The sequence below is a fragment of the Giesbergeria giesbergeri genome (assembly GCF_054779375.1).
Genome location: NZ_BAAGYJ010000009.1, coordinates 77,369 through 98,668 on the forward strand (window position 1 = coordinate 77,369; position 21,300 = coordinate 98,668).

Consider the following 21,300-nt stretch of genomic DNA (forward strand, 5'->3'; position numbering starts at 1 on the left):
CGGTCATTTTGTAACTCTGGCACCTGCTTGGTGGGTGCCAGAGATTTTCTTTTTTGAGAGCAAGGAGGCTGGTTTGTCTGTTTCCGTTCTTCAGGCTTATGAGGCCGAACTGGTAGCCAAGGGCTTTCAGAGTGATCCGGCCCAGCTGCGTGCCGTGCAGGCTTTAGATCGCTGTGCCCAAGCGTGGGCGGTGTATAAGTCACGCCGCTCTAATGCGCTCAAAAAACTCATCAACCGTCCAGACATTCCTCAGGGGGTTTACATGTACGGTGGCGTGGGGCGCGGCAAGAGCTTTCTGATGGATTGCTTTTTTAATGCCGTACCACTCAAACGCAAAGTGCGCCTGCATTTTCATGAGTTTATGCGCGAGGTACACCGCGAACTAGCGGTATTGCAAGGCACACAAAACCCGTTGGATGTGCTGGGAGCGCGCATAGCCAAGCGTTACAAACTTATCTGCTTTGATGAGTTCCATGTGGCCGATATTACCGACGCCATGATTTTGCACCGCCTTTTGGTGGCGCTGTTTGATAATGGCGTGGGTTTTGTTACCACTTCCAATTTTGAGCCAGACGGGTTGTATCCCAACGGGCTGCATCGTGATCGAATTTTGCCCGCCATTGCGCTGCTCAACCAGCGCATGGAAGTCATCAATGTGGACAACGGCACCGACTACCGCCGCCGCACGCTGGAAAATGCCAAGCTCTACCACTGCCCCTTGGGGGAGCAAGCCGATGCGGAGATGACGCAAACTTTCAACCAATTGGCAGAAATTCACGACGAAGACCCTGTGCTGCACATTGAGGCACGCGAGTTGCGCGCCCGACGCAAAGCGGGTGGCGTGGTGTGGTTTGATTTTCGGGAGTTGTGCGGTGGCCCACGCTCACAAAACGATTATCTGGAGCTTGCCAACCAGTTTCATACGGTGTTGCTGTCCAACGTGCCACACCTGCCTGTGAGCATGGCCTCGCCAGCACGGCGCTTTACGTGGTTGGTGGACGTGCTGTACGACCGCCGCGTCAAGTTGGTGATTTCTGCTGCCGTGCCACCAGAGCAACTCTATACCGATGGGCCGCTGGCGCACGAGTTTCCGCGCACGGTGTCTCGGCTCAATGAAATGCAGTCCAAAGAGTTCCTGGCACTAGAGCGCCGGGTGGTCGATACCGGATTGACCTGATGTGCATGCGCTCACTCTTGCATGGCTTGCGTCGCCTGAGCTTGGCGGCTTGTCTGGTGCTGCTCCCAGCCTATGGCATGGCCCAGCAAGCACCATCGATGGCCACGACCAGCCCCACTGTGGCCCCAACCACCGATGAGCGCACCACCTTGCGCCAAGAACGTGCCCAGCTTGATGCTGCGTTAAAGGCGGCTGAGGCTGCCTGTCAGCGGCGTTTTGCGGTGGAAGATTGCTTGCGGGCCGAACGGCGCAAGAGCCGCCAAGCCAAGGATACTTTGCGTACACGCCAGAACCAACTGGACTTGCTGGAGCGGCGTGAACGGGCTGAGCAACGCCTGCAAAGTATCGAAATGCGTCAGCGGGAACATGGCCCTACAGGTGAGGCACGGTTGCCCACGGCTGCACAGCGCCCTCGGGCACATCCAGAGAACCGCAGAGCCACTCCCCCCTTAGCCGTCATCCGCGCCGAGCGCCAGTCACGTCAACACGAAGCCGCACTGCGGGCCGCACAAGCGCAGCAACAGCAACGGGAAAAACAGGCTGCTGCGCAAGAACACAAGCAACGTGTACAACAAGCCCAGGCCGAGCGTGCGCAAAGGGGGCTGCCTGTAGCAGCACCGTTACCCACACCCAAATAATTGGTTTTTCAGCACACTGCTTTAAGGTGCAGGCCGCATCCCCAAACGCAAGGGCTTCTTCTCGACCTCCAACGCCTCAATCTTGACGATCACCAGCGACAGATTGTCGCCACCGCCCCGTCCACGCATCCGTGCTTTTTCAATCAAAAACTCGGTAGCTTCACGCGGCGTCAGGGACTCCACGACTGTCGCCATTTCGGTGGCTGAAAAATAGTGCCAAACACCATCGCTACAAGCCATCAGCACATCGCCGGGGCGTAACTGGTGGATGCTGTGCGTGCCTATGGGTGGATCGGCATCGGTGCCCAGGCAACCCAGCAAAATATTGGACTGAGGATGCACCTGTGCTTCATCTTCCGTCAAGTCACCACGATCGACCAAGGCCTGCACATAAGAGTGATCCATGGTGCGATGCACCATCTGACCATCACGAAAATGGTAGATACGAGAATCGCCCGCATGCACCCAATAACAATCCCCCCGAGGATTGATCAGAAAAGCGGCAATGGTGCTGTGGGGCTCTTCCTCAGAAGAAATAGCCGTGAGGCGAATCACAATATGCGCTTCTTCCACCATGGTTTTGAGCATGATGGGGCCATCGTCGTAGTCGGGAGAATAGCGTTCAAACAGCTGGCGGGCCGTCATCATCACCTGATCCGAGGCTTTGCGGCCACCACTGCGCCCGCCCATGCCATCGGCCAATACCCCCAACAAGCAACCGTTGTAACGCGGATGCGTCAGCAGAGCTACCTGATCTTGCTGGTAACTACGATCACCTTTGTGAATGCCGGTGGATGCAGTAATGCGAAATGCTTTAGACATGTCCAAACCGAAAAGAGGACAGGCCGCTGGTGCTCACCAAGGCTTCCACCATGAGGAAGAACGCTGCTGGATGCCATGCTTCAGATAGTTGCTTTGTGGGTAGCTGGCATCCAACACCCGGCGAGCATCATCGCGCAATTGCGCCATGCCCAAGGCATCATAAGACTGGATGAGGATATAGAGTGCCTCTTCTTGGGCAGGCACCCCTTGGTAATCAGACAGCGCGATCTGCGCCCGGTTGATGGCCGCAACGTAGGCACCACGCTGAAAATAATACCGCGCCACATGCACCTCGTATTGGGCCAGTGCATTGACGATATAGGTCATGCGTTGGCGGGCGTCTTGGGCATAGCGAGACTCCGGAAAACGCGTGCTCAACTCACGAAAGGCTTCAAAGGAGTCTTTGGCCGCCTTTTGGTCACGCTCCGACAAATCCTGATTGGCTACCCAAGAAAACAGGCCCAGATCGTCATTGAAATTAACGAGTCCTTTGAGGTAGAGGGCGTAATCTACGGCAGGGCTGGCCGGGTGCAGCTTCAAAAAGCGGTCTAACGTAGCCAGCGCCTGTGCTTTATCGCCCCCCTTGTATTGGGCATGGGCTTTGTCGAGCTGGGCCTGCTGGGCCAATGGAGTGCCTGCGGCACGGCCTTCCAGTTTCTCGAGCAGGGGCACGGCCTTGTCATAAGCACCGCTGCTGACTTCCTCGCGGGCCTCGGCATAAAGGCGTTCGGTACTCCAACCCGCTGTTTTGTCTTCAGTGGTGCTGGAGCAACCGGCCAGCAAGGCACTGGCGGCCAGCAGGGCGGGAAGGATCGCGAGAGACACACGCGGCATGGCAAACAGCTTTCTGGCAAGAGGAGGCATGAACTGGAGCACCACCCACCGTGGCGCACACGGCAGATCAGGGCCGGGCTGCGATTGTACCGGCGGCCAGAGACCTGCTTGGTCTTTCTACAATGGTGCCCATGTTTGTTCATTTGCGCCTGCACACCGAGTTTTCCGTCATTGACGGCACCAACCGTATCGATGAGGTGGTTCAAGCCGCCGCCGCCGATGGTCAGCCTGCGCTGGCGATCACGGATTTCAACAACCTGTTTGGGGGCGTTAAGTTCTACAAACAAGCACGGGGCAAGGGCGTTAAACCTGTCTTGGGCGCAGAGATTTTGCTCGAAGGCGAGGCTGCGGCAGACCCCTGTGCCCGCATCGTACTGCTGGTGCAGAACATGCAAGGCTATCTGAACTTATCAGAATTGCTGGCCCGTGCTTGGACACGCAATCAGATCAAATCCCAAGCAGTATGCACTTGGCAATGGTTAGAAGAACTGCACCAAGGGCTGATGGTGCTCACTGGTGCGCAAGCTGGCCCTGTAGGGCAAGCCTTGGTGCGGGGCGACAGTGTAGGGGCCATAGCCATTGCACAACGTCTGGCAACCCTGTTTCCTGAACGCTGCTACATCGAAATCCAACGCGCAGGCCGCCCCGATGAAGAAAGCCATGTAGCCGCCACTGTGCAGTTGGCTGCGCAATTGGCCTTGCCAGTGGTGGCCACCCATCCGGTGCAGTTTGCAACCGAAGACGATTACGAAGCCCATGAGGCCCGCGTGTGTATTGCCGAAGGCGAGATTCTGGGCAACCAACGCCGCGTGCGCCGTTTTACGCGCGAGCAATATTTCAAGTCGTCTGCACAGATGCAAGCACTGTTTGCCGATGTGCCCTCGGCGCTGGCCAATACGGTAGAGATTGCCCGGCGCTGCAACCTGACGTTGGTGTTGGGCAAACCGCAGTTGCCTAATTTTCCGATTCCACCGGTCAATGGACAAGTGCTGTCGGTGGATGATTATTTCCGCCATGTCTCGCACGAGGGGCTGGAACAACGTTTGCAGCATCTCTATCCCAACCCCGCAGTGCGCGAAGCGCAACGTCCACGTTATTTAGAACGACTGGAGTTTGAGCTCAACACCATCTTAAAGATGGGGTTTCCGGGCTATTTTCTGATTGTGGGCGACTTTATCCAGTGGGCCAAAACCCACGGCTGCCCAGTGGGGCCTGGCCGGGGGTCGGGGGCAGGCTCGCTGGTAGCCTACGCGCTCAAAATTACCGACCTTGACCCGCTGGAATACAAGCTGCTGTTCGAGCGTTTCTTGAATCCAGACCGGGTGTCCATGCCCGACTTTGATATTGACTTTTGCCAGTCCAACCGCGACCGGGTGATTGACTACGTGAAAGAAAAATACGGCAAAGATGCCGTGAGCCAAATTGCCACCTTTGGCACGATGGCCGCCCGCGCCGCTATCCGCGATGTGGGGCGGGTGCTAGACATGAGCTACACCTTTTGCGATGGCATCAGCAAATTGATTCCCAACAAGCCCGGCCAACACATCACTATTGCTGGGGCCATTGAAGCCGAGCCCGTGCTGGCCGAACGGTTAGCCAAAGAAGACGAGGTCAAAACCCTGTTGGCATTGGCGCAAAAGCTCGAAGGCCTCACACGCAACATTGGTATGCACGCAGGAGGGGTCTTGATTGCACCGGGCAAACTGACCGACTTTTGCCCGCTTTACCAACAGCCAGGCAGTGATTCGGCAGTCAGTCAGTACGACAAAGACGATGTAGAAGCCATCGGGTTGGTGAAATTCGACTTCTTGGGCTTGGCCACGCTCACCATTTTGGAGCTGGCACGCGAGTTCATCGTGCAGCGCCACCCTGACCAGGCCCATTTTGCCTTTGAAGATATTGCGCTCAACGACAAAGAGACCTATGCCCTGTTTTCCGACGGTCTGACCGAGGCCGTGTTCCAGTTTGAAAGCCGAGGAATGCAGGGGATGCTCAAGGAAGCCCGCCCCACCCGCCTAGAAGACCTGATCGCCCTGAACGCGTTGTACCGCCCAGGCCCAATGGACTTGATTCCGAGCTTTGTCAACCGCAAGCATGGCAAAGAGCCGGTAGAGTACCCACACCCACTGGTGGCCGAGATGCTGTCCGAAACCTACGGCATCATGGTTTACCAAGAACAGGTGATGCAGACCGCGCAAATTCTGGGCGGCTACTCGCTGGGCGGCGCAGACTTGCTGCGCCGGGCTATGGGCAAAAAGAAGGCCGAAGAGATGGCTGAGCACCGGGCCATCTTTCGAGCCGGGGCAGCCAAAAATGACATCAGCCAAGAAAAGGCCGATGAGATTTTTGACTTGATGGAGAAGTTTGCGGGCTACGGCTTCAACAAATCGCACGCTGCCGCCTACTCTTTGCTGGCTTACCATACCGGCTGGCTCAAGGTGCATTTCACGGCAGAGTTCTTTTGCGCCAACATGACCATCGAAATGGACGACACCGACAAACTCAAGGTGTTGTTGGACGACGCGCAAAAGAATTTTGGCATCTCTTTTGAGCCCCCCGATGTCAATCGAGGCGCTTACCGCTTTGAGCCGATCTCTGACACCGCTATCCGCTACGGTTTGGGTGCCGTCAAAGGCACCGGCAAAGCAGCCATTGAGGCGATCATTGCTGCCCGCGAAGGTCGGGGCGAAGGCCCACAAGGAGACCGGTCTGGCCCCTTCAGCAGCTTGTTTGACTTCTGCCTGCGCGTAGAGCGCAGCAAGATCAACAAGCGCACCGTAGACGCCCTCATCAAGGCAGGTGCCTTCGATGCCATCGAACCCAACCGTGCGGCGTTGTCGGCCTCTATTGACCGCGCGTTTGAGTTTGCCACCGCCACGTTGGCCAATGCCAACCAAAGCGGCTTGTTCGATATGGATGCCGATGCCCACGGCTCCAGCACCCAAGAGCCAGCGTTGGTCGATGTCGCCCCTTGGGGCGTGAAAGAGCGCCTGACCTACGAAAAGCCAGCATTGGGCTTTTACTTGTCTGGTCATTTGTTTGACGAAGTGGCCCCAGAAGTGCGCCGTTTTGTCCGCACCCGCATTGCCGATCTGCGTGACACCCGTGACACGCAAACCATTGCCGGTATTGTGGGCGGCTTTCGGGTCGTCAATGGTATGCGCGGCAAGCAAGGGATTTTGGTGCTGGACGACACTTCAGCCCAGATCGAGGCCTCAGCCAGCGAAGCGGTGCTCAACACCTACCGTGAGCTGCTGCAAGACGACGAGCTGGTGATTGTCTCGGGCCGCTTGCAGCCGGGACGCAACGGCTTTGAAGCCCGATTTATCGTGCAACAGGTGCATGATCTGGCCACAGCCCGCACCCGCTTTGGCCGATACCTGCATGTGGCGGTGGGCGAGAGCGTCCCCGATGTGGCCCGCTTGCTGCGTGAATACCCCTGCCGCCCAGAAAATACCCCACAGGGAGAAGTGCTAGAGCACGGCTTGCGGGTGCGTCTGGAGATTCGTTGTGCCACACCTTGGGGCCAAACCAGCGCAGAATTGCAATTGGGCGATGCTTACCGCACTTACCCCAGTGATGAAGCCTTAGCTGCTTGGGCACAACAGGCAGAACAGGGGCAAGCCACCATCGTTTACGAATAGTTGCCTAGGATGTAGCCTCTGGCCTTGAAAAACCCGGCCAATATGCTCAGATTCCCTTATTCAGCGCCAATGCGCGCGCATCGTTAGAATGAATTTCATGGCAACACACCCCCCCACCCCTGCCCGTGCGCCTGCTGTGCAGCGGCCCGCGTCGGACGACGGCGATGCCGTTGTGCTGGAGCGTGTGCCGCAAAAAACCCAACCACCGCAGATGTATCGCGTCGTCATGCTCAACGACGACTACACACCGATGGAATTTGTCATCGTGGTGTTACAAGAGTTTTTTGGCAAAGACCGCGAAATGGCCACCCAAATCATGCTCCAGATACATCTGGACGGCAAAGGGGTGTGCGGTATCTATTCACGCGACATTGCAGCCACCAAAGTGGAGCAAGTGATGGATGCGGCCCAGCAAGCAGGCCATCCCCTGCAATGTCTTAGCGAGCCGGTTGAATAAACCAGCACCGTCCCGAAATACAGTCCACTTTACCCGCAAGCACAAAGGAGTTCACATGATTGCCCAGGAACTGGAAGTCAGCTTGCACATGGCCTTTGTAGAGGCCCGCCAGCAACGCCACGAATTCATTACCGTGGAGCACCTGTTGCTCGCACTGCTCGATAACCCTAGCGCCGCTGAGGTGTTGCGGGCCTGCTCGGCCAATATGGACGATCTGCGCACCGCGCTGTCCCACTTCATTAAAGACAACACACCGCAGGTGGCAGGTACCGACGAGGTCGACACCCAGCCTACGCTGGGTTTTCAGCGCGTCATTCAGCGCGCCATCATGCACGTACAGTCCACGGGCAACGGCAAAAAAGAAGTCAACGGCGCCAATGTGCTGGTGGCCATCTTTGGTGAAAAAGACTCACATGCGGTCTACTACCTGCACCAGCAAGGCGTAACCCGGTTGGATGTGGTCAATTTCATCGCCCACGGCATCAAAAAGAGCGAACCGCCCGAGCCAGCCAAAGGTGCGGAAGGCAGCGGCAGCCCCGAAGGGGAAGACGCAGCCCCCACTGAAAAAAGCGAAAAGGCTTCGCCGCTGGAGCTGTACACGCAAAACCTCAATCAACTGGCCAAAGACGGCAAGATTGACCCACTGATTGGCCGCCATTTTGAGGTAGAGCGCACCATCCAGATCCTGTGCCGCCGCCGCAAAAACAACCCCCTGCTGGTCGGTGAGGCTGGTGTGGGCAAAACCGCCATTGCCGAGGGCTTGGCTTGGCGCATCACACAACAAGATGTGCCAGAGATTTTGGCCGAAGCCACCGTCTATTCGCTGGACATGGGTGCCTTGTTGGCAGGCACCAAGTACCGGGGAGACTTTGAGCAGCGCCTCAAAGGCGTGCTCAAGGCACTGAAAGACAAGCCGCACGCAGTGCTGTTTATTGATGAGATTCACACGCTGATCGGTGCTGGTGCCGCCTCGGGCGGCACGATGGATGCGTCTAACCTGCTCAAACCGGCGCTCAGTTCGGGGGTACTCAAGTGCATTGGAGCCACCACCTTCACTGAATACCGGGGTATTTTTGAGAAAGATGCCGCTCTGTCGCGGCGCTTCCAGAAGGTAGACGTGGTCGAACCCAGCGTGGCCGAGACAGTAGACATTCTCAAGGGACTGAAGTCGCGCTTTGAAGAGCACCACAGTGTCAAGTATGCAGCAGCAGCCCTGCAAGCGGCTGCGGAGCTGTCGGCCAAATACATCAGCGACCGCCACCTGCCCGACAAGGCCATTGATGTGATCGACGAGGCTGGGGCCGCTCAGCGCATTTTGGTCGCCAGCAAGCGCAAAAAAACCATTGGCAAGGCCGAGATTGAGGAGATTGTGGCCAAGATTGCGCGCATTCCGCCGGCCAATGTCTCCAACGACGACCGGGGTAAGCTGCAAGTGCTGGAGCGTGACCTCAAAAGCGTGGTGTTTGGTCAGGATAAGGCATTGGAGGTGCTGGCCTCCAGCGTCAAAATGGCCCGCTCGGGCTTGGGCAAGCCCGATAAACCGATTGGCTCGTTCTTGTTCAGTGGCCCCACCGGTGTGGGCAAAACCGAGGCCGCGCGCCAGCTTGCCTACATTCTGGGCATTGAGCTGATTCGCTTTGATATGTCGGAATACATGGAGCGCCATGCGGTCAGCCGCCTGATTGGTGCGCCCCCCGGCTATGTCGGTTTTGACCAAGGTGGTCTGTTGACCGAAGCCATCAGCAAAAAGCCACACTCTGTGCTGCTGCTCGATGAGATTGAAAAGGCACACCCCGACATCTTCAATGTGCTGCTGCAAGTCATGGATCACGGCTCCCTGACCGACAACAACGGGCGCAAAGCCGACTTCCGCAATGTCATCATCATCATGACCACCAATGCGGGGGCCGAAACCATGAACAAAGCCACTATCGGCTTTACCACCCAGCGCGAGGCCGGTGATGAAATGGCTGACATCAAGCGCCTGTTCACGCCAGAGTTCCGCAACCGTCTGGACGCCATCGTGAGCTTCAAGGCGCTGGATGAGCAAATCATCTTGCGGGTGGTAGACAAGTTTCTGTTGCAACTCGAAACCCAACTGGCCGAGAAGAAGGTGGAAGTCACCTTTACCGATGCCCTGCGCAAGCATCTGGCCAAGAAGGGCTTTGATCCGTTGATGGGCGCTCGCCCCATGCAGCGCCTGATCCAAGACACCATCCGCCGCGCTCTGGCCGATGAACTGCTGTTTGGCCGCCTGACCGAGGGGGGCCGTCTGACGGTGGATGTAGAACAGCACAAAGACGAGAAGGGTACAGAGACAGCAGAGGTCAAGCTCGACATCCAACCCCTTCTCAAAAAGGAGCGGACGGCCAAATCTGAACCGGCAGAGCCCGAGGAAGCTGCGGCCCGTTAAACCTTCGCGTTTGACGAAACGTCCAGGCCCGTTGTCTGCACTGTCAGACAACGGGCCTTTTTACACAATGGCCGTGATATCGCCCACACCCAAGGCGGGGCCGTGCAAGGAGCGTTCCATTGTGATGTGGGTGATACCGGCTTCTTCGTAAGGTGCCCCACGGGTGACAAAACCAGCGCGGGCATAGAAAGGGATGGCGGTGCATTGGGCATGCAGCTCAATACAAGTGTCGCCACGACTGCGGGCAGCCTCCAGCAAGGTTTGAAGTAACGTATGGCCCCAATGGGCACCACGCAGTGCCCGATGCACTGCCATGCGGCCGATGCGGCCCATGCCGTCTTGGGCAGGCAACAAGCGCCCGGTGGCAATGGCTTGCCCCAGACGGTTGTACAACACCGCATGGACGCAGTGCGTGTCGTGGGTATCGAGTTCCAACTCTGGAGCAATTCCTTGCTCTTGCACAAAAACGGCGGTACGCAAGGCCAAGGCATCATGGCCCAACTGTTGCCAGTCTCCCGTGCGCACTTCGGCCATGTGGTGGCCCGCCTCAAAGCTCTCCAACAGAGTGCGCAAACCACTGGGCACGGGGCAACTGCTGTGCGTTGTCAAGTTCACAAACACGGTGACGATTTCTGCCGAGACCAGCAACTGTTCACCCTGAAAAATACCCGCCTCCAGTTGCACAGAAGAAGTGCCCACGCGCACGCAGCGCAAAGCCACATCCAACACATCGTCTAACCGTGCCGAAGCGTGGTATTCGAGCGTGACTTTCTTCATGACCAGTTCACCCCCCAACAGCGCCATGCCAGATTCATAAGGCAGGGCCAAGGCCCGCCAGTAATCCATCATTGCGGCCTGAACATAGATCAGGTAGTGTGGGCTAGAAACAATTTTCTGGCTGTCAACCTCAGCCCAACGCACACGCAAACGGTGCAAACAACGAAAATCCGTGCGTTGCATGGCATCACTCCAGGGAAAAGGCTTGGCGCAATGCACGGGCTGCATCGGCGTGGGCGGTGCGGGCCTCGGCAATTGCACGGCCCATTTTGATAAATTCATGGGTGACGCCACGATAGATCTCCAAATCCACCGCTACCCCGGCCAACCGCAGCTTGTCGGCGTAGTCCACGCCCTCATCCACCAAGGGATCGCATTCGGCCAGTCCCATCCAAGCGGGGGCCACCCCTTCCACATCGGGGGCCAACAGCGGAGCAAAGCGCCAATCTTCACGCTCTTGCCGCGTCTGCACATAGTTGCCAAAAAACCAACTGATGGCAGGCTCCTCCAAGACCAAGCCACGCGCATAGGTAGCGTGCGATGGAGTATCTTGGTGGGCAGCACAGCCGGGGTAAAACAGCAACTGAAGGGCCAATGGCAGACCAGCATCACGCGCCAAAATAGCATTGACCGCAGCCAGTGTGCCCCCGGCACTGTCACCGCCAACGGCCAGCCGAGAAGCGTCCGCACCCAATGTGGTGGCGTGCAGCGCCAGCCATTGCAAGGCATCCCACGCATCATGGGTCGCGGTAGGAAAGCGGTGCTCGGGGGCCAGACGGTAGTCTAACGACACCACCATGCTATCGGCCAGCCGAGCCAGCTCGCGGCACAGAGTGTCGTGGGTGGCAATGCTGCCAATGGTAAAACCGCCGCCATGCAGGTACAACAGCAGTCCGGGGGCTGGGCCTGCTGCACTTGGGGCATAGAGTCGGGCAGGCAGTGCATAACCATCGCGGGCAGGAATGGTGAAATCTTCCACCCGTGCCAGGGTGGCTTTGGGCACTTCTAGCACCCCAGCCCCCGTTTCATAAGCGATGCGGGCTTGCAGGGGCGTCAGGGTGTGTAGGGGGGCACCGCCAGCACGGTGCATGCGCTGCAAAACACTGCGCATAGGTGCCGTTAAGCGGGTGTGGTGAAGATGCAGTTCAGGATGGGCAGTCACAAGTGGGGCATACAGGCAATCGAAGCCGCCATTATGCGGATGCCCTTGCCAATGGCCCGTAAGCCAACCCAGAGGCCACACCACCAAAAAGATCTCCCTCAACCAAAGGCACCCCAGGAAAGCCTTGTGCCAGCACCTGTTGAAACGCCCGCAAAGCCGACGAGCCCCCCGTGAGGTAAATGGCCCCCAGTTGGGCCGGTTGTAGTCCTGCTTGGCGCACACATTCTTGCGCACACTGCACCACACGCTGCAGCAGGGCAGAGAGATGGTGCGCCACCTGCTCTGGGGCCAACGTGGCAATCAGTGCAGCCTCTACTTCTGACAAATCCAATGTTTGTGGCTGCTCGTGGATGGAGCAGGCAATTTTGGCCTGCTCCATCGCATTCATCAGACGGTGCCCCAGTTGCTCACGCAGCACGACCATCAGGCGCTGGTGCAGGCGCTCATCACGAAAATCTTCGCGCAGGGCTTGGGCTTCACGCACTGCCTTGGGCGACGACAGCCAATGGATCATGTGCCAAGTAGCCAAGTCAAAAAACACCCGGCTGGGCACCTCGCGGCCTTTGGGGCCAATATGGCGATAACCCAGCAATGGCATGACCTGCTCTAGGTGCAGTTTGTGGTCGTAGTCAGTGCCTCCAATATGCACGCCGGTGGTTGCCAGAATGTCGGCGCTGCGATCCGTTTGGGCAATGCGCTGCGGCCCTAGGCGCACCACAGTGAAATCGGAGGTGCCACCACCAATGTCCACCACAAGCACTGTGCTTTCTTGTGCCAAGCGGCGCTCATAGTCCAGCGCGGCGGCAATAGGCTCCAACTGAAACCCCACTTCGGCAAACCCACATCGGGCCGCCGCTTGCAACAGCGATGCTTGCGCCAACTGATCTCGTTCGGGATTGTCATCTACAAAATGGACGGGGCGCCCCAACACCAGCCGCGTTGGCAACCCACCCAATTGCACACGAGCGCGCTGCACCAGCTCCAACAAAAATCGCTCGATGATGTCTTGAAAACTCACCATCTCATGGTGGATGGCGGTTTTCTCCTGTAGCAACGGGCTGCCCAACAGGCTTTTGAGCGAACGCATCAAGCGCCCTTCGGTATGCGCCAGATAGTGGGTCATGGCGTCGCGGCCAAAATGGGTGCTGTGGTTTTCGCTGTTGAAAAACAGGGCTGTGGGCAGGGTGGTAGCCTGGCCTTCCAGACAGAGCAGTCGGGCCGTGCCTTGGCCATCGGCCCAAGCCACGGCAGAGTTGGACGTGCCAAAATCGATACCCAACGTACCAGGAAGATGAGAGGTCATGCGCAGCAAAGCAAAAAAGCGGGCGATTGTGGCATGACACCACAATCGCCCGCAGCAAGTGGCGCAGGATTACAGCGCCAAACCCTTCAGGTATTCGCGGAAGGAGGTGCCCACCTGTGGATGGCGCAAGGCCAACTCTACAGTGGCTTGCAAAAAACCCTCTTTACTACCGCAGTCGTAGCGTTTGCCGGCATATTGGTAGGCATAGACGGCCTCGTGCTGCATCAGGCGGGCAATCGCATCAGTGAGCTGAATTTCGCCCCCGGCACCCTGCGTTTGTTGACGGATATGAGCAAAAATGGCAGGGGTCAAGATATAGCGCCCCGCCACCCCCATGCGCGAGGGCGCATTTGCTGGGCTGGGCTTTTCGACAATGCGCTCAATGCGCAACAGCGGTGAGGGGCCACCTGCTGGCGGCCCGGCCACAATGCCATAACGATTGACCTGCTCTAGCGGCACTTCTTGCACTGCCAACAGCGAGCGCCCCTGCTCGGCAAAGGTGTGCGCCATTTGCGCCAATACGGGCAGCCCTTCGGCGGGAGCCGTCATCAAGTCATCGGCCAGCAGCACCGCAAAAGGCTCTTGCCCCACCAGCGGTTCTGCACACAGCACGGCATGGCCCAAGCCCAGAGCACGCGGCTGGCGCACAAAGGCACAGTCCATGTCAGGGGGCTGAATGGAGCGCACCAGCGCCAGCAGCTCCTGCTTGCCCGCCTGCTCCAGTTCATTTTCCAGCTCGTAGGCGGTATCGAAATGGTCTTCGATAGCCCGTTTGCCACGCCCCGTCACAAAGATCATGTGCCGCACGCCAGCGGCATAGGCCTCTTCCACCGCGTACTGGATCAGCGGTTTGTCTACCACCGGCAGCATCTCTTTGGGTGATGCCTTGGTGGCGGGCAAAAAGCGGGTGCCCAACCCAGCCACCGGAAACACGGCTTTGCGGATGGGGGTCTGGAGGTGCAGGCTCATCGTTGTTTAACCCAAGCGGGACAGTTGCTCCTGAATACGACCCAGCGTGGCCGTAAAGTCGGCCACCCGCTTTTGCTCTTGCTCAATCACCGCTGGGGGTGCTTTGGCCACAAAAGCCTCGTTGCCAAGTTTGCCTTGGGCCTTGGCAATTTCGCCTTGCAGGCGGGCCGCTTCTTTGCCTAAACGGGCCTTTTCTGCCACGACATCAATCTCGACAAACAAGGCCAAGCGGGCTTCACCCACCACGGCCACAGGAGCCGTTTGTGCAGCGGCTTGCCAAGCGGCCTCATCGTCAAACACCTTGACCTCGCTCAGTTTAGCCAACGCTTGCAGCACGGGGGCCACGCCACGCACAAAGCTGGCATCCCCCACCACCAGCAGGGGCAGACGGGTGGCGGGCGAGACATTCATCTCGCCGCGCAGGGTGCGGCAAGTATCTACCAGCGCCTTGAGGCGGGCCATTTCGGCCACGGCAGCGGTGTCGATGGCTTCGGTGTGGGCCTCGGGGTAGTGGGCAATGCTGACCGAAGCGCCAGCCAAGCCAGCCACCGGTGCCACGGTTTGCCACAGGGCTTCGGTGATGAAGGGAATCACAGGGTGTGCCAAACGCAAGATGGCTTCGAGCGTGCGGATCAGGGTATGGCGGGTGGCGCGTTGTTGCGCTTCGTTGCCCTGCTGGATTTGCACCTTGGCGATTTCCAGATACCAGTCGCAGAACTCGTTCCAAACAAAGTCGTAAATGGTGTTGGCAACGTTGTCGAGGCGGTATTCGGCAAAGCCTTTGGCCACTTCAGCAGCCACTGTTTGCAGTTGGGCTTGAATCCAACGGTCGGCGGCGCTGCGCTCCAGCACGGCATTGGCGGTGGTGCCGCAATCGTAGCCTTCGCAGTTCATCAGCACAAAGCGGCTGGCGTTCCAGAGTTTGTTGCAGAAGTTGCGATAGCCTTCGCAGCGTTTGCTGTCAAAGTTGATGCTGCGGCCCAAGCTGGCAAGGGCCGCAAAGGTAAAGCGCAGCGCATCCGCGCCATAGGCCGGGATGCCGTCTGGAAACTCTTTTTGCGTGTCTTTGCGCACACGCGGTGCGGTTTCGGGCTTGCGCAGGCCGGTGGTGCGCTTGTCCAGCAGCGGCTCTAAGGCAATGCCGTCGATCAAGTCCACTGGGTCCAGCACATTGCCCTCGGACTTGCTCATCTTCTTGCCTTGGGCATCGCGCACCAAGCCGTGGATATACACATGCTTGAATGGCACACGCCCGGTGAAGTGCGTGGTCATCATGATCATCCGGGCTACCCAGAAGAAAATGATGTCATAGCCCGTGACCAGCACGCTGCTAGGCAGGTAGAGGTTAAAGTCGTCGTTGGCCGCTGCGGTTTGCTCCGGCCAGCCCATGGTGCTAAACGGCACCAAGGCGGAGGAATACCAAGTATCCAGCACGTCTTCGTCGCGGCGCAGGGTTTTGCCTGGCGCTTGGGCTTGGGCCTCGGCTTCGTTGCGCGCCACATACACATGGCCTTCTTCGTCGTACCAAGCTGGGATTTGATGGCCCCACCACAGTTGGCGGCTAATGCACCAGTCTTGGATGTTGTTCATCCACTGGTGGTAGGTGTTGATCCAGTTTTCGGGCACAAACTTCACGGCCCCGGAATCGACGGCTTCAATGGCTTTTTGGGCAATGCTCTTGCCGGTGGCATCGCCCTCACCCACCTTGTTCATGGCCACAAACCACTGGTCGGTGAGCATTTTTTCAATCATCTCGCCGGTGCGGGTGCAGATCGGGGCCATCAGCTTGTGCTTTTTCGAATCCACCAGTGCGCCAGTCTCTTGCAAATCAGCCACGATTTTTTTGCGCGCCACATAGCGGTCTAAGCCTTGATAAGCCACAGGCACCAAACGGGCCACGGCTTCGGCGGTAGGCAGTTGGCTCAATTCGTGCAGAAAGGCGGCATGGGCAGCGGGGGCAGCGCGTTCTTCTTCCGCTTCGCTCAGGCCGTAGCTCCAGATTTGCGTATGGATGTCGGCAATGCGCTCGGCAGACAAGGTGCGCGCTTGCAAGTCAAAAATAATCAGTGCGCTCAAGCGGTGGCGGCGGCCTACAGCGTAGTCGTTCTCGTCGTGGGCCGGTGTGACCTTGACCACGCCCGTACCAAAGTCTTTGTCCACGTAGTCATCGGCAATCACCGGAATCTCACGGCCCACCAGTGGCAGCGTGACGGTTTTGCCAATAAAGCCTTGGTAACGTTCATCGTCCGGATGCACCATCACGGCCACGTCGCCCAGCATGGTTTCGGGGCGGGTGGTGGCTACCGTGAGGCTGCCAGAGCCATCGGTGAGCGGGTAGACGATGTACCAGAGCGAGCCGTCTTTCTCTTCGTTCTCCACTTCCAAGTCCGAGACGGCCGATTGCAACTTAGGGTCCCAATTGACCAAGCGTTTGCCCCGGTAAATCAAGCCCTGTTGGTACAGACGCACAAAAGTTTCGCTGACGACCTTGGACAGTTTGTCGTCCATCGTGAAGTATTCGCGGCTCCAATCCACGCTGTCGCCCATACGGCGCATTTGGGTGGTGATGGTGTTGCCGCTTTTTTCTTTCCACTCCCAGACTTTAGAGACAAAGTTTTTGCGTGCCTCGGGCGGCGTAGCCCCCATATCATGGCGGCTGATGCCTTGCTCTTGCAGTTGGCGCTCCACCACGATTTGCGTGGCAATGCCCGCATGGTCAGTGCCCGGAATCCAAGCCGTGTTGTAGCCCTTCATACGGTGGTAGCGCGTCAGGCTGTCCATGATGGTCTGGTTAAACGCATGGCCCATGTGCAGCGTGCCAGTGACATTGGGGGGGGGCAACTGGATAGAGAAGGCCGGTTGGCTGGCATCGGCTTGGCCGCTACCACGCACACCGGCAGCACCGTAGCCGCGTGCTTCCCACTCGGGGCCCCACTGGGCTTCCAGCGCGGCGGGTTCAAACGATTTGGACAGACTGGCAAGGCCGGGTTGGGAGAGGGTGTCGCTCATCGGGAATCTCAGAAATGACAACGGCATCCACCAGGGATGCCGTCGGGTTGACAGGTGACGGAATGGAAACTGATTCTACCGGCCTGCCTTGAACTAGCGTGTGGGCTGCTTTATGCCGACTTGGGCACGAACTCTGGGCGGTCGTTGGTGTCGGGCTTGAGCAGGGTGTTGACCTTGCCTTCGGCACGTTCTTTGCGCCATTGTTCTTTGCGCGCCGTCCAGGCATTCAGGCGCTCATGGGCCACTTGGCTGTCTTTTTCCATCTGATCGGCATCGGCCACTTGGGCGGCCAGTTCCAAACGGATGCCGTTGGGATCAAAGAAATAAATGCTCTTAAAGATGTGGTGATCGGTCACACCCAACACCTCCACACCATGCGCTTCCAGTCGGGCCTTGGTGTTTTCCAACTCTTGCACCGTGTTGACACGGAAAGCAACGTGGTTAATCCACAGTGGGGTATTGGGCGAAGGCTCGGGCTTGACATCGTCGCCAATGTCAAAGAACGCGATGAACGAGCCATCTTGCAGCCGGAAAAAGAAGTGCGTGTAGGGGCAGTATTCGCCCGTGGACGGCACATAGTCACTCTGGATGATGTGGTACAGCGGCAGCCCCAGGATGTCTTCGTAGAAATGGCGGGTTTCTTCGGCATCACGCGATTTGTAGGCGTAGTGGTGCAGTTGTTGGATGGGGGCTGCGGGGGGCAAAGCGGCGTTCATCGATGTCTCCTGATGGTTGTTTTACTAAACGTAATTAGTTTACCTTAAAGAAATTTAATCTGCACACGCGGGCACAAAAAAGCCAGTCCGATGGGACTGGCTGGTGCAAAAGAAAACGACAGCGTTGTGTCAGATGATGCTCTCCACAATCCCGCCTTCAACGCGTAGCGCAGCCCCAGTGGTGGCGCTGGCTTGGGGCGAAGCCACATACACACACAAATGGGCCACTTCTTCTGGGGTGGCAAAACGGCCAATCAGGCTCGAAGGGCGGTTTTCGCGAAAGAACCGCACTTCCATCTCGGGCACCGAAATACCCTGCTCCTGTGCCAAGTTGGCAAAAAAGGCTTGCACGCCCTCAGTGCGGGTAGGGCCAGGCAAAATGGTATTGACCGTTACACCCGTGCCCGCCAAGACCTTGGCCAGTCCGCGCGACAGCCCCTGCAACGCCGACTTGCTGACCCCGTAGTGCACCATGTCTGCAGGGATGTTGATAGCCGACTCGCTAGAGATAAATTGGATGCGCCCCCAGCCATGCGCCTTCATGCCCTGAGCGTAGTGGCGTGACAAACGCAGACCACTCATCACGTTGGTCTGGAAGAAGTTTTCCCAGTCCTCATCGGTCAAGGCAAAAAAGTCTTGCGTGCCATAGATGCCCAAGTTGTTGATCAGGATGTCAACGCCAGGTACGGCAGCGACCAACGCTTGGCAACCTGTGGCCGTAGCCAAATCGGCAACAACGCCTTGGGCTTGCAACCCCTCGGCCTGCAAGGCGGCTACAGCGGCCGCCAAGCGTTGGGCATCGCGAGCACAGAGGGTGACACTGGCACCCGCCTGTGCCAACCCACGGGCAATGGCCAGACCAATACCGGCGCTGGCACCAGTGATGAGGGCGGTTTTTCCGGAAAGATCAATCTGCATACAAAACTTTGCTGAAAAGAAAAACAAAAAGGCACCGGCCCTGATGCGGGCATGGCGCTTGCATTATTTGGTCTGATGCCGGTTGCCATCAGGAAAAACCCAGAAAAACCCTCCTGACCGGTTGCGGCCACTTTGTCGGTGGCTGCACTTCGCTAAGATGGCAACAATCATCGCCATTGTGTTGTTATTGCAGGGTGGTGAGCGTCTTACCTCTCTAGAAAGGCTGATATGAACCATTCCGTCTCTGAAACCATCTCTAGCACCCAAACCGAACTGGAAAAACTGGTTGCTGATCTGCGTGGCCTGATCTCGAGCAAAGACCTCGACAACGTGCCAGAAATCAAAATCTTGCGCCAGCGTCTGGACGATGGCATGCACAACGTCCGCGACGCAGCAGTGCACGCCGCACAAGAGGCCGCCCGTCAAGCCAAAGATGCTGCCCGCGCCGCTGACCGTTATGCCCACGACGAGCCTTGGCGCGTTGCTGGCGCTGCACTGGCCGTTGGTGCTGTGGTGGGCTTTCTGCTCTCGCGCCGCTAAACCCTTGTTGGCTTTGCAAACCGTGCCCATCGCAGCCCCCCCCAGACGGAGCCAGTGCCCTCTATGAACTGGATTGCTTTACTGGGGTTGGATGCTTGGGTGGCGCGCTGGCGTGTTCTGCTGGCAGAAGGTGCCATAGCCGCCGAAGACCGTCTGTCGCTGGCACGGCTGGAATGGTTGGAACAAAGGCAACGTCTGCGCCAAGTGCTGGTGCTGGCAATTGTCGTCACCGCCATTACAGTGGTGGCATTGCTGGTGCTGTCATTGGCGGTGTTGGTGCATTTTTGGGACACCCCACAGCGCGGCTTGGTGGCGTGGGTGCTGGCAGGCCTGTGGTGCTTGGCTTGGATTGGCACTGTGGTGGCGCTGGTGTCGAGCGTCCGGCGCGCAGGCCATGCTTTTGCCCTGACACGCCAAGAGTTGCACAAAGACTGGCAGGTGGTCAAAGACCAACTCTGAATGCAATGCTGCACAACCCTATGTCTCTCTCTCCCACCACGCCCACACCAGAACAACAGCGTTTGTTGGATCGAATGCACGCTCAGCGCCAGCGTTTGGTGGCTTGGCGGGCCCAACAGCGCCAAGCCAGTAGTAGCGGTCAAGGCCATGTCGGGGCTGCCCTGCTGTCTTCTGCATTGACAGGGCGTCTGGCGTGGTTTGTACGGCAGCATCCGTTGGCCGTGGCCGCCTGCGCGGGCCTGGCCTGGGCCGCTGGCCCCCAACGGCTGGCTCGTTGGGCGGGGGTGTTGCTACCCCTGTTGCTTCGGCTGCGCGGCTAAACAGCCTAACCATCCGGGGGGCTTATGCCCCCCGGATGGTTTTAGCGCATCGCCTTGATCGCACGGGCGGCGCTGCTGGGCAGCCCCGGCCCGGCATAAATCAGCCCTGTATAAATTTGCACCACATCGGCGCCCGCGCGAATTTTGCTGACTGCATCTTCGGCGCTCATGATGCCACCCACGCCAATGATCGGAAACTGCTTGCCCAAGGCAGCACGCAGTTGTGCAATCACCCGGTTGCTGGCCTCGAGCACTGGCGCACCACTCAAGCCGCCCGTTTCTTGGGCATGAGGCAAGCCCTGCACCGCCTCACGGCGGATGGTGGTGTTGGTGGCAATCACACCATCCATGCCGTGGCGCTGCAAGGTAGCAGCAATCACCGATACCTGAGACTCGTCCAGATCCGGCGCAATCTTGACAAAGATTGGTACGCGCCGTGCCTGACCGCCGGGGCCGGGCTGGCGGGCCAATACCTCACGTCGATCGGCAATCGCCCCCAACAAGGCGTCCAAGGCCTCATCGCTTTGCAGGCTGCGCAGATTTTGCGTGTTGGGCGAGCTGATGTTGACCGTCACATAATCGGCATGGGGGTAAACGCCATCCAAGCAAGTGAGGTAGTCGCGGGTGGCCTCCTCAATAGGCGTGGTCGCGTTCTTGCCAATATTCAGCCCCAACAACATGGGATGGCGGCGCTTTTGCTGGCGAAACTTTGCTTGTTGCACATTGCGGACAAAGGCATCCAGACCATCGTTGTTAAAACCCAAGCGGTTGATGAGTGCATGGGCCTTGGGCAGGCGAAACATACGGGGCTTGGGGTTGCCGGGCTGGGGTTTGGGTGTCACAGTGCCCACCTCTACAAACCCAAAGCCCATAGCCCCCAGGGCATCAATACAGCGGGCGTTTTTGTCCAATCCGGCGGCCATACCCACCCGATTGGGAAAGGTCAGACCAGCCAACTCAATAGGATCGTTCACCGTGTCATGGCACCAAGCCCATTGCAGGGGGGTGCCTTGACCACGGGTCAGCATGTCCATCGTCAAGTCGTGGGCAGCTTCGGCATCCATGCCAAACAGGAACGGGCGGGTAAGGGCGTAGGGAATCAGGGACATGGGGATAATGAAGGGTTAATCCCTAGATTTTCT

General features: G+C 58.2%; 18 protein-coding genes. 8 read left to right on the top strand and 10 right to left on the bottom strand.

Annotated features, from left to right (window positions below):
* Positions 1–73 precede the first annotated feature (73 nt).
* Both zapE and ACYVB2_RS13120 read left to right on the top strand, forming a co-directional pair.
* Positions 74–1,177: a cell division protein ZapE gene (zapE, locus tag ACYVB2_RS13115; protein WP_382433605.1), complete on the top strand. Its 1,104-nt coding sequence runs from the start codon at positions 74–76 to the stop codon at positions 1,175–1,177.
* 5 nt (positions 1,178–1,182) lie between these two features.
* Positions 1,183–1,815, top strand: a complete 633-nt coding sequence (locus ACYVB2_RS13120; RefSeq protein ID WP_382433603.1) for a hypothetical protein — start codon at positions 1,183–1,185, stop codon at positions 1,813–1,815.
* 21 nt (positions 1,816–1,836) lie between these two features.
* On the opposite strand, the gene ACYVB2_RS13125 is transcribed toward ACYVB2_RS13120, so the two are convergent.
* On the bottom strand, positions 1,837–2,637 hold the full coding sequence (locus tag ACYVB2_RS13125; protein WP_382433601.1) for a PP2C family protein-serine/threonine phosphatase: 801 nt from the start codon (positions 2,635–2,637) through the stop codon (positions 1,837–1,839).
* Between the two features lie 33 nt (positions 2,638–2,670).
* A complete protein-coding gene (locus ACYVB2_RS13130; protein ID WP_382433599.1) occupies positions 2,671–3,471 on the bottom strand; it encodes an outer membrane protein assembly factor BamD in 801 nt (266 codons plus the stop codon).
* 131 nt (positions 3,472–3,602) lie between these two features.
* Between ACYVB2_RS13130 and dnaE the strand changes: the two genes are divergently transcribed.
* The 3 genes from dnaE to clpA all read left to right on the top strand — a co-directional run bounded on the left by dnaE (position 3,603) and on the right by clpA (position 9,985).
* A complete protein-coding gene (gene dnaE / locus ACYVB2_RS13135; RefSeq protein ID WP_382433597.1) occupies positions 3,603–7,115 on the top strand; it encodes a DNA polymerase III subunit alpha in 3,513 nt (1,170 codons plus the stop codon).
* Between the two features lie 88 nt (positions 7,116–7,203).
* Positions 7,204–7,572, top strand: a complete 369-nt coding sequence (gene clpS / locus ACYVB2_RS13140) for an ATP-dependent Clp protease adapter ClpS (protein ID WP_382433595.1) — start codon at positions 7,204–7,206, stop codon at positions 7,570–7,572.
* A gap of 55 nt (positions 7,573–7,627) precedes the next feature.
* On the top strand, positions 7,628–9,985 hold the full coding sequence (clpA, locus tag ACYVB2_RS13145; RefSeq protein ID WP_382433593.1) for an ATP-dependent Clp protease ATP-binding subunit ClpA: 2,358 nt from the start codon (positions 7,628–7,630) through the stop codon (positions 9,983–9,985).
* Positions 9,986–10,045: 60 nt separating this feature from the next.
* On the opposite strand, the gene ACYVB2_RS13150 is transcribed toward clpA, so the two are convergent.
* From ACYVB2_RS13150 to ACYVB2_RS13180, 7 genes are all read right to left on the bottom strand, one after another.
* Complete coding sequence (locus ACYVB2_RS13150) at positions 10,046–10,945, bottom strand: YbgC/FadM family acyl-CoA thioesterase (RefSeq protein WP_382433591.1); 900 nt, start codon at positions 10,943–10,945, stop codon at positions 10,046–10,048.
* Positions 10,946–10,949: 4 nt separating this feature from the next.
* Positions 10,950–11,873, bottom strand: a complete 924-nt coding sequence (locus ACYVB2_RS13155; protein ID WP_382433749.1) for an alpha/beta hydrolase — start codon at positions 11,871–11,873, stop codon at positions 10,950–10,952.
* Between the two features lie 82 nt (positions 11,874–11,955).
* Entirely contained in the window at positions 11,956–13,227 is a 1,272-nt protein-coding gene (locus tag ACYVB2_RS13160) for an Hsp70 family protein (protein WP_382433589.1), read from the bottom strand.
* 69 nt (positions 13,228–13,296) lie between these two features.
* Positions 13,297–14,196, bottom strand: a complete 900-nt coding sequence (gene galU, locus ACYVB2_RS13165) for a UTP--glucose-1-phosphate uridylyltransferase GalU (protein WP_382433587.1) — start codon at positions 14,194–14,196, stop codon at positions 13,297–13,299.
* A gap of 6 nt (positions 14,197–14,202) precedes the next feature.
* Positions 14,203–17,205 carry a valine--tRNA ligase gene (locus ACYVB2_RS13170; RefSeq protein WP_382433585.1) on the bottom strand — a complete coding sequence of 1,001 codons (3,003 nt, stop codon included), beginning with the start codon at positions 17,203–17,205 and terminating at the stop codon, positions 14,203–14,205.
* Positions 17,206–17,315: 110 nt separating this feature from the next.
* On the bottom strand, positions 17,316–17,921 hold the full coding sequence (locus tag ACYVB2_RS13175) for a VOC family protein (RefSeq protein ID WP_382433583.1): 606 nt from the start codon (positions 17,919–17,921) through the stop codon (positions 17,316–17,318).
* A 129-nt stretch (positions 17,922–18,050) separates the two neighbouring features.
* A complete protein-coding gene (locus ACYVB2_RS13180; RefSeq protein ID WP_382433581.1) occupies positions 18,051–18,839 on the bottom strand; it encodes an SDR family NAD(P)-dependent oxidoreductase in 789 nt (262 codons plus the stop codon).
* Between the two features lie 228 nt (positions 18,840–19,067).
* Between ACYVB2_RS13180 and ACYVB2_RS13185 the strand changes: the two genes are divergently transcribed.
* From ACYVB2_RS13185 to ACYVB2_RS13195, 3 genes are all read left to right on the top strand, one after another.
* Positions 19,068–19,379 (top strand): DUF883 domain-containing protein, encoded by a 312-nt coding sequence (locus ACYVB2_RS13185; protein ID WP_382433579.1) that lies wholly within the window; start codon positions 19,068–19,070, stop codon positions 19,377–19,379.
* 63 nt (positions 19,380–19,442) lie between these two features.
* On the top strand, positions 19,443–19,838 hold the full coding sequence (locus ACYVB2_RS13190) for a phage holin family protein (RefSeq protein WP_382433577.1): 396 nt from the start codon (positions 19,443–19,445) through the stop codon (positions 19,836–19,838).
* A 20-nt stretch (positions 19,839–19,858) separates the two neighbouring features.
* Positions 19,859–20,158: a hypothetical protein gene (locus tag ACYVB2_RS13195; protein ID WP_382433575.1), complete on the top strand. Its 300-nt coding sequence runs from the start codon at positions 19,859–19,861 to the stop codon at positions 20,156–20,158.
* A gap of 41 nt (positions 20,159–20,199) precedes the next feature.
* Here the strand turns inward: ACYVB2_RS13195 and ACYVB2_RS13200 are convergent, their stop codons facing one another.
* Positions 20,200–21,267 (bottom strand): quinone-dependent dihydroorotate dehydrogenase, encoded by a 1,068-nt coding sequence (locus ACYVB2_RS13200; protein WP_382433573.1) that lies wholly within the window; start codon positions 21,265–21,267, stop codon positions 20,200–20,202.
* Positions 21,268–21,300 lie beyond the last annotated feature (33 nt).

Coding starts and splice junctions, on each gene's coding strand:
- ACYVB2_RS13125 (WP_382433601.1), bottom strand. CDS start 2,637: ATGTCTAAAGCATTTCGCATTACTGCATCCACCGGCATTCACAAAGGT.
- clpS (WP_382433595.1), top strand. CDS start 7,204: ATGAATTTCATGGCAACACACCCCCCCACCCCTGCCCGTGCGCCTGCT.
- ACYVB2_RS13150 (WP_382433591.1), bottom strand. CDS start 10,945: ATGCAACGCACGGATTTTCGTTGTTTGCACCGTTTGCGTGTGCGTTGG.
- ACYVB2_RS13185 (WP_382433579.1), top strand. CDS start 19,068: ATGAACCATTCCGTCTCTGAAACCATCTCTAGCACCCAAACCGAACTG.
- clpA (WP_382433593.1), top strand. CDS start 7,628: ATGATTGCCCAGGAACTGGAAGTCAGCTTGCACATGGCCTTTGTAGAG.
- dnaE (WP_382433597.1), top strand. CDS start 3,603: ATGTTTGTTCATTTGCGCCTGCACACCGAGTTTTCCGTCATTGACGGC.
- ACYVB2_RS13180 (WP_382433581.1), bottom strand. CDS start 18,839: ATGCAGATTGATCTTTCCGGAAAAACCGCCCTCATCACTGGTGCCAGC.
- ACYVB2_RS13170 (WP_382433585.1), bottom strand. CDS start 17,205: ATGAGCGACACCCTCTCCCAACCCGGCCTTGCCAGTCTGTCCAAATCG.
- ACYVB2_RS13160 (WP_382433589.1), bottom strand. CDS start 13,227: ATGACCTCTCATCTTCCTGGTACGTTGGGTATCGATTTTGGCACGTCC.
- ACYVB2_RS13130 (WP_382433599.1), bottom strand. CDS start 3,471: ATGCCGCGTGTGTCTCTCGCGATCCTTCCCGCCCTGCTGGCCGCCAGT.
- ACYVB2_RS13175 (WP_382433583.1), bottom strand. CDS start 17,921: ATGAACGCCGCTTTGCCCCCCGCAGCCCCCATCCAACAACTGCACCAC.
- galU (WP_382433587.1), bottom strand. CDS start 14,196: ATGAGCCTGCACCTCCAGACCCCCATCCGCAAAGCCGTGTTTCCGGTG.
- ACYVB2_RS13200 (WP_382433573.1), bottom strand. CDS start 21,267: ATGTCCCTGATTCCCTACGCCCTTACCCGCCCGTTCCTGTTTGGCATG.
- ACYVB2_RS13155 (WP_382433749.1), bottom strand. CDS start 11,873: ATGCGCAGTGTTTTGCAGCGCATGCACCGTGCTGGCGGTGCCCCCCTA.
- ACYVB2_RS13190 (WP_382433577.1), top strand. CDS start 19,443: ATGAACTGGATTGCTTTACTGGGGTTGGATGCTTGGGTGGCGCGCTGG.
- ACYVB2_RS13195 (WP_382433575.1), top strand. CDS start 19,859: ATGTCTCTCTCTCCCACCACGCCCACACCAGAACAACAGCGTTTGTTG.
- ACYVB2_RS13120 (WP_382433603.1), top strand. CDS start 1,183: ATGCGCTCACTCTTGCATGGCTTGCGTCGCCTGAGCTTGGCGGCTTGT.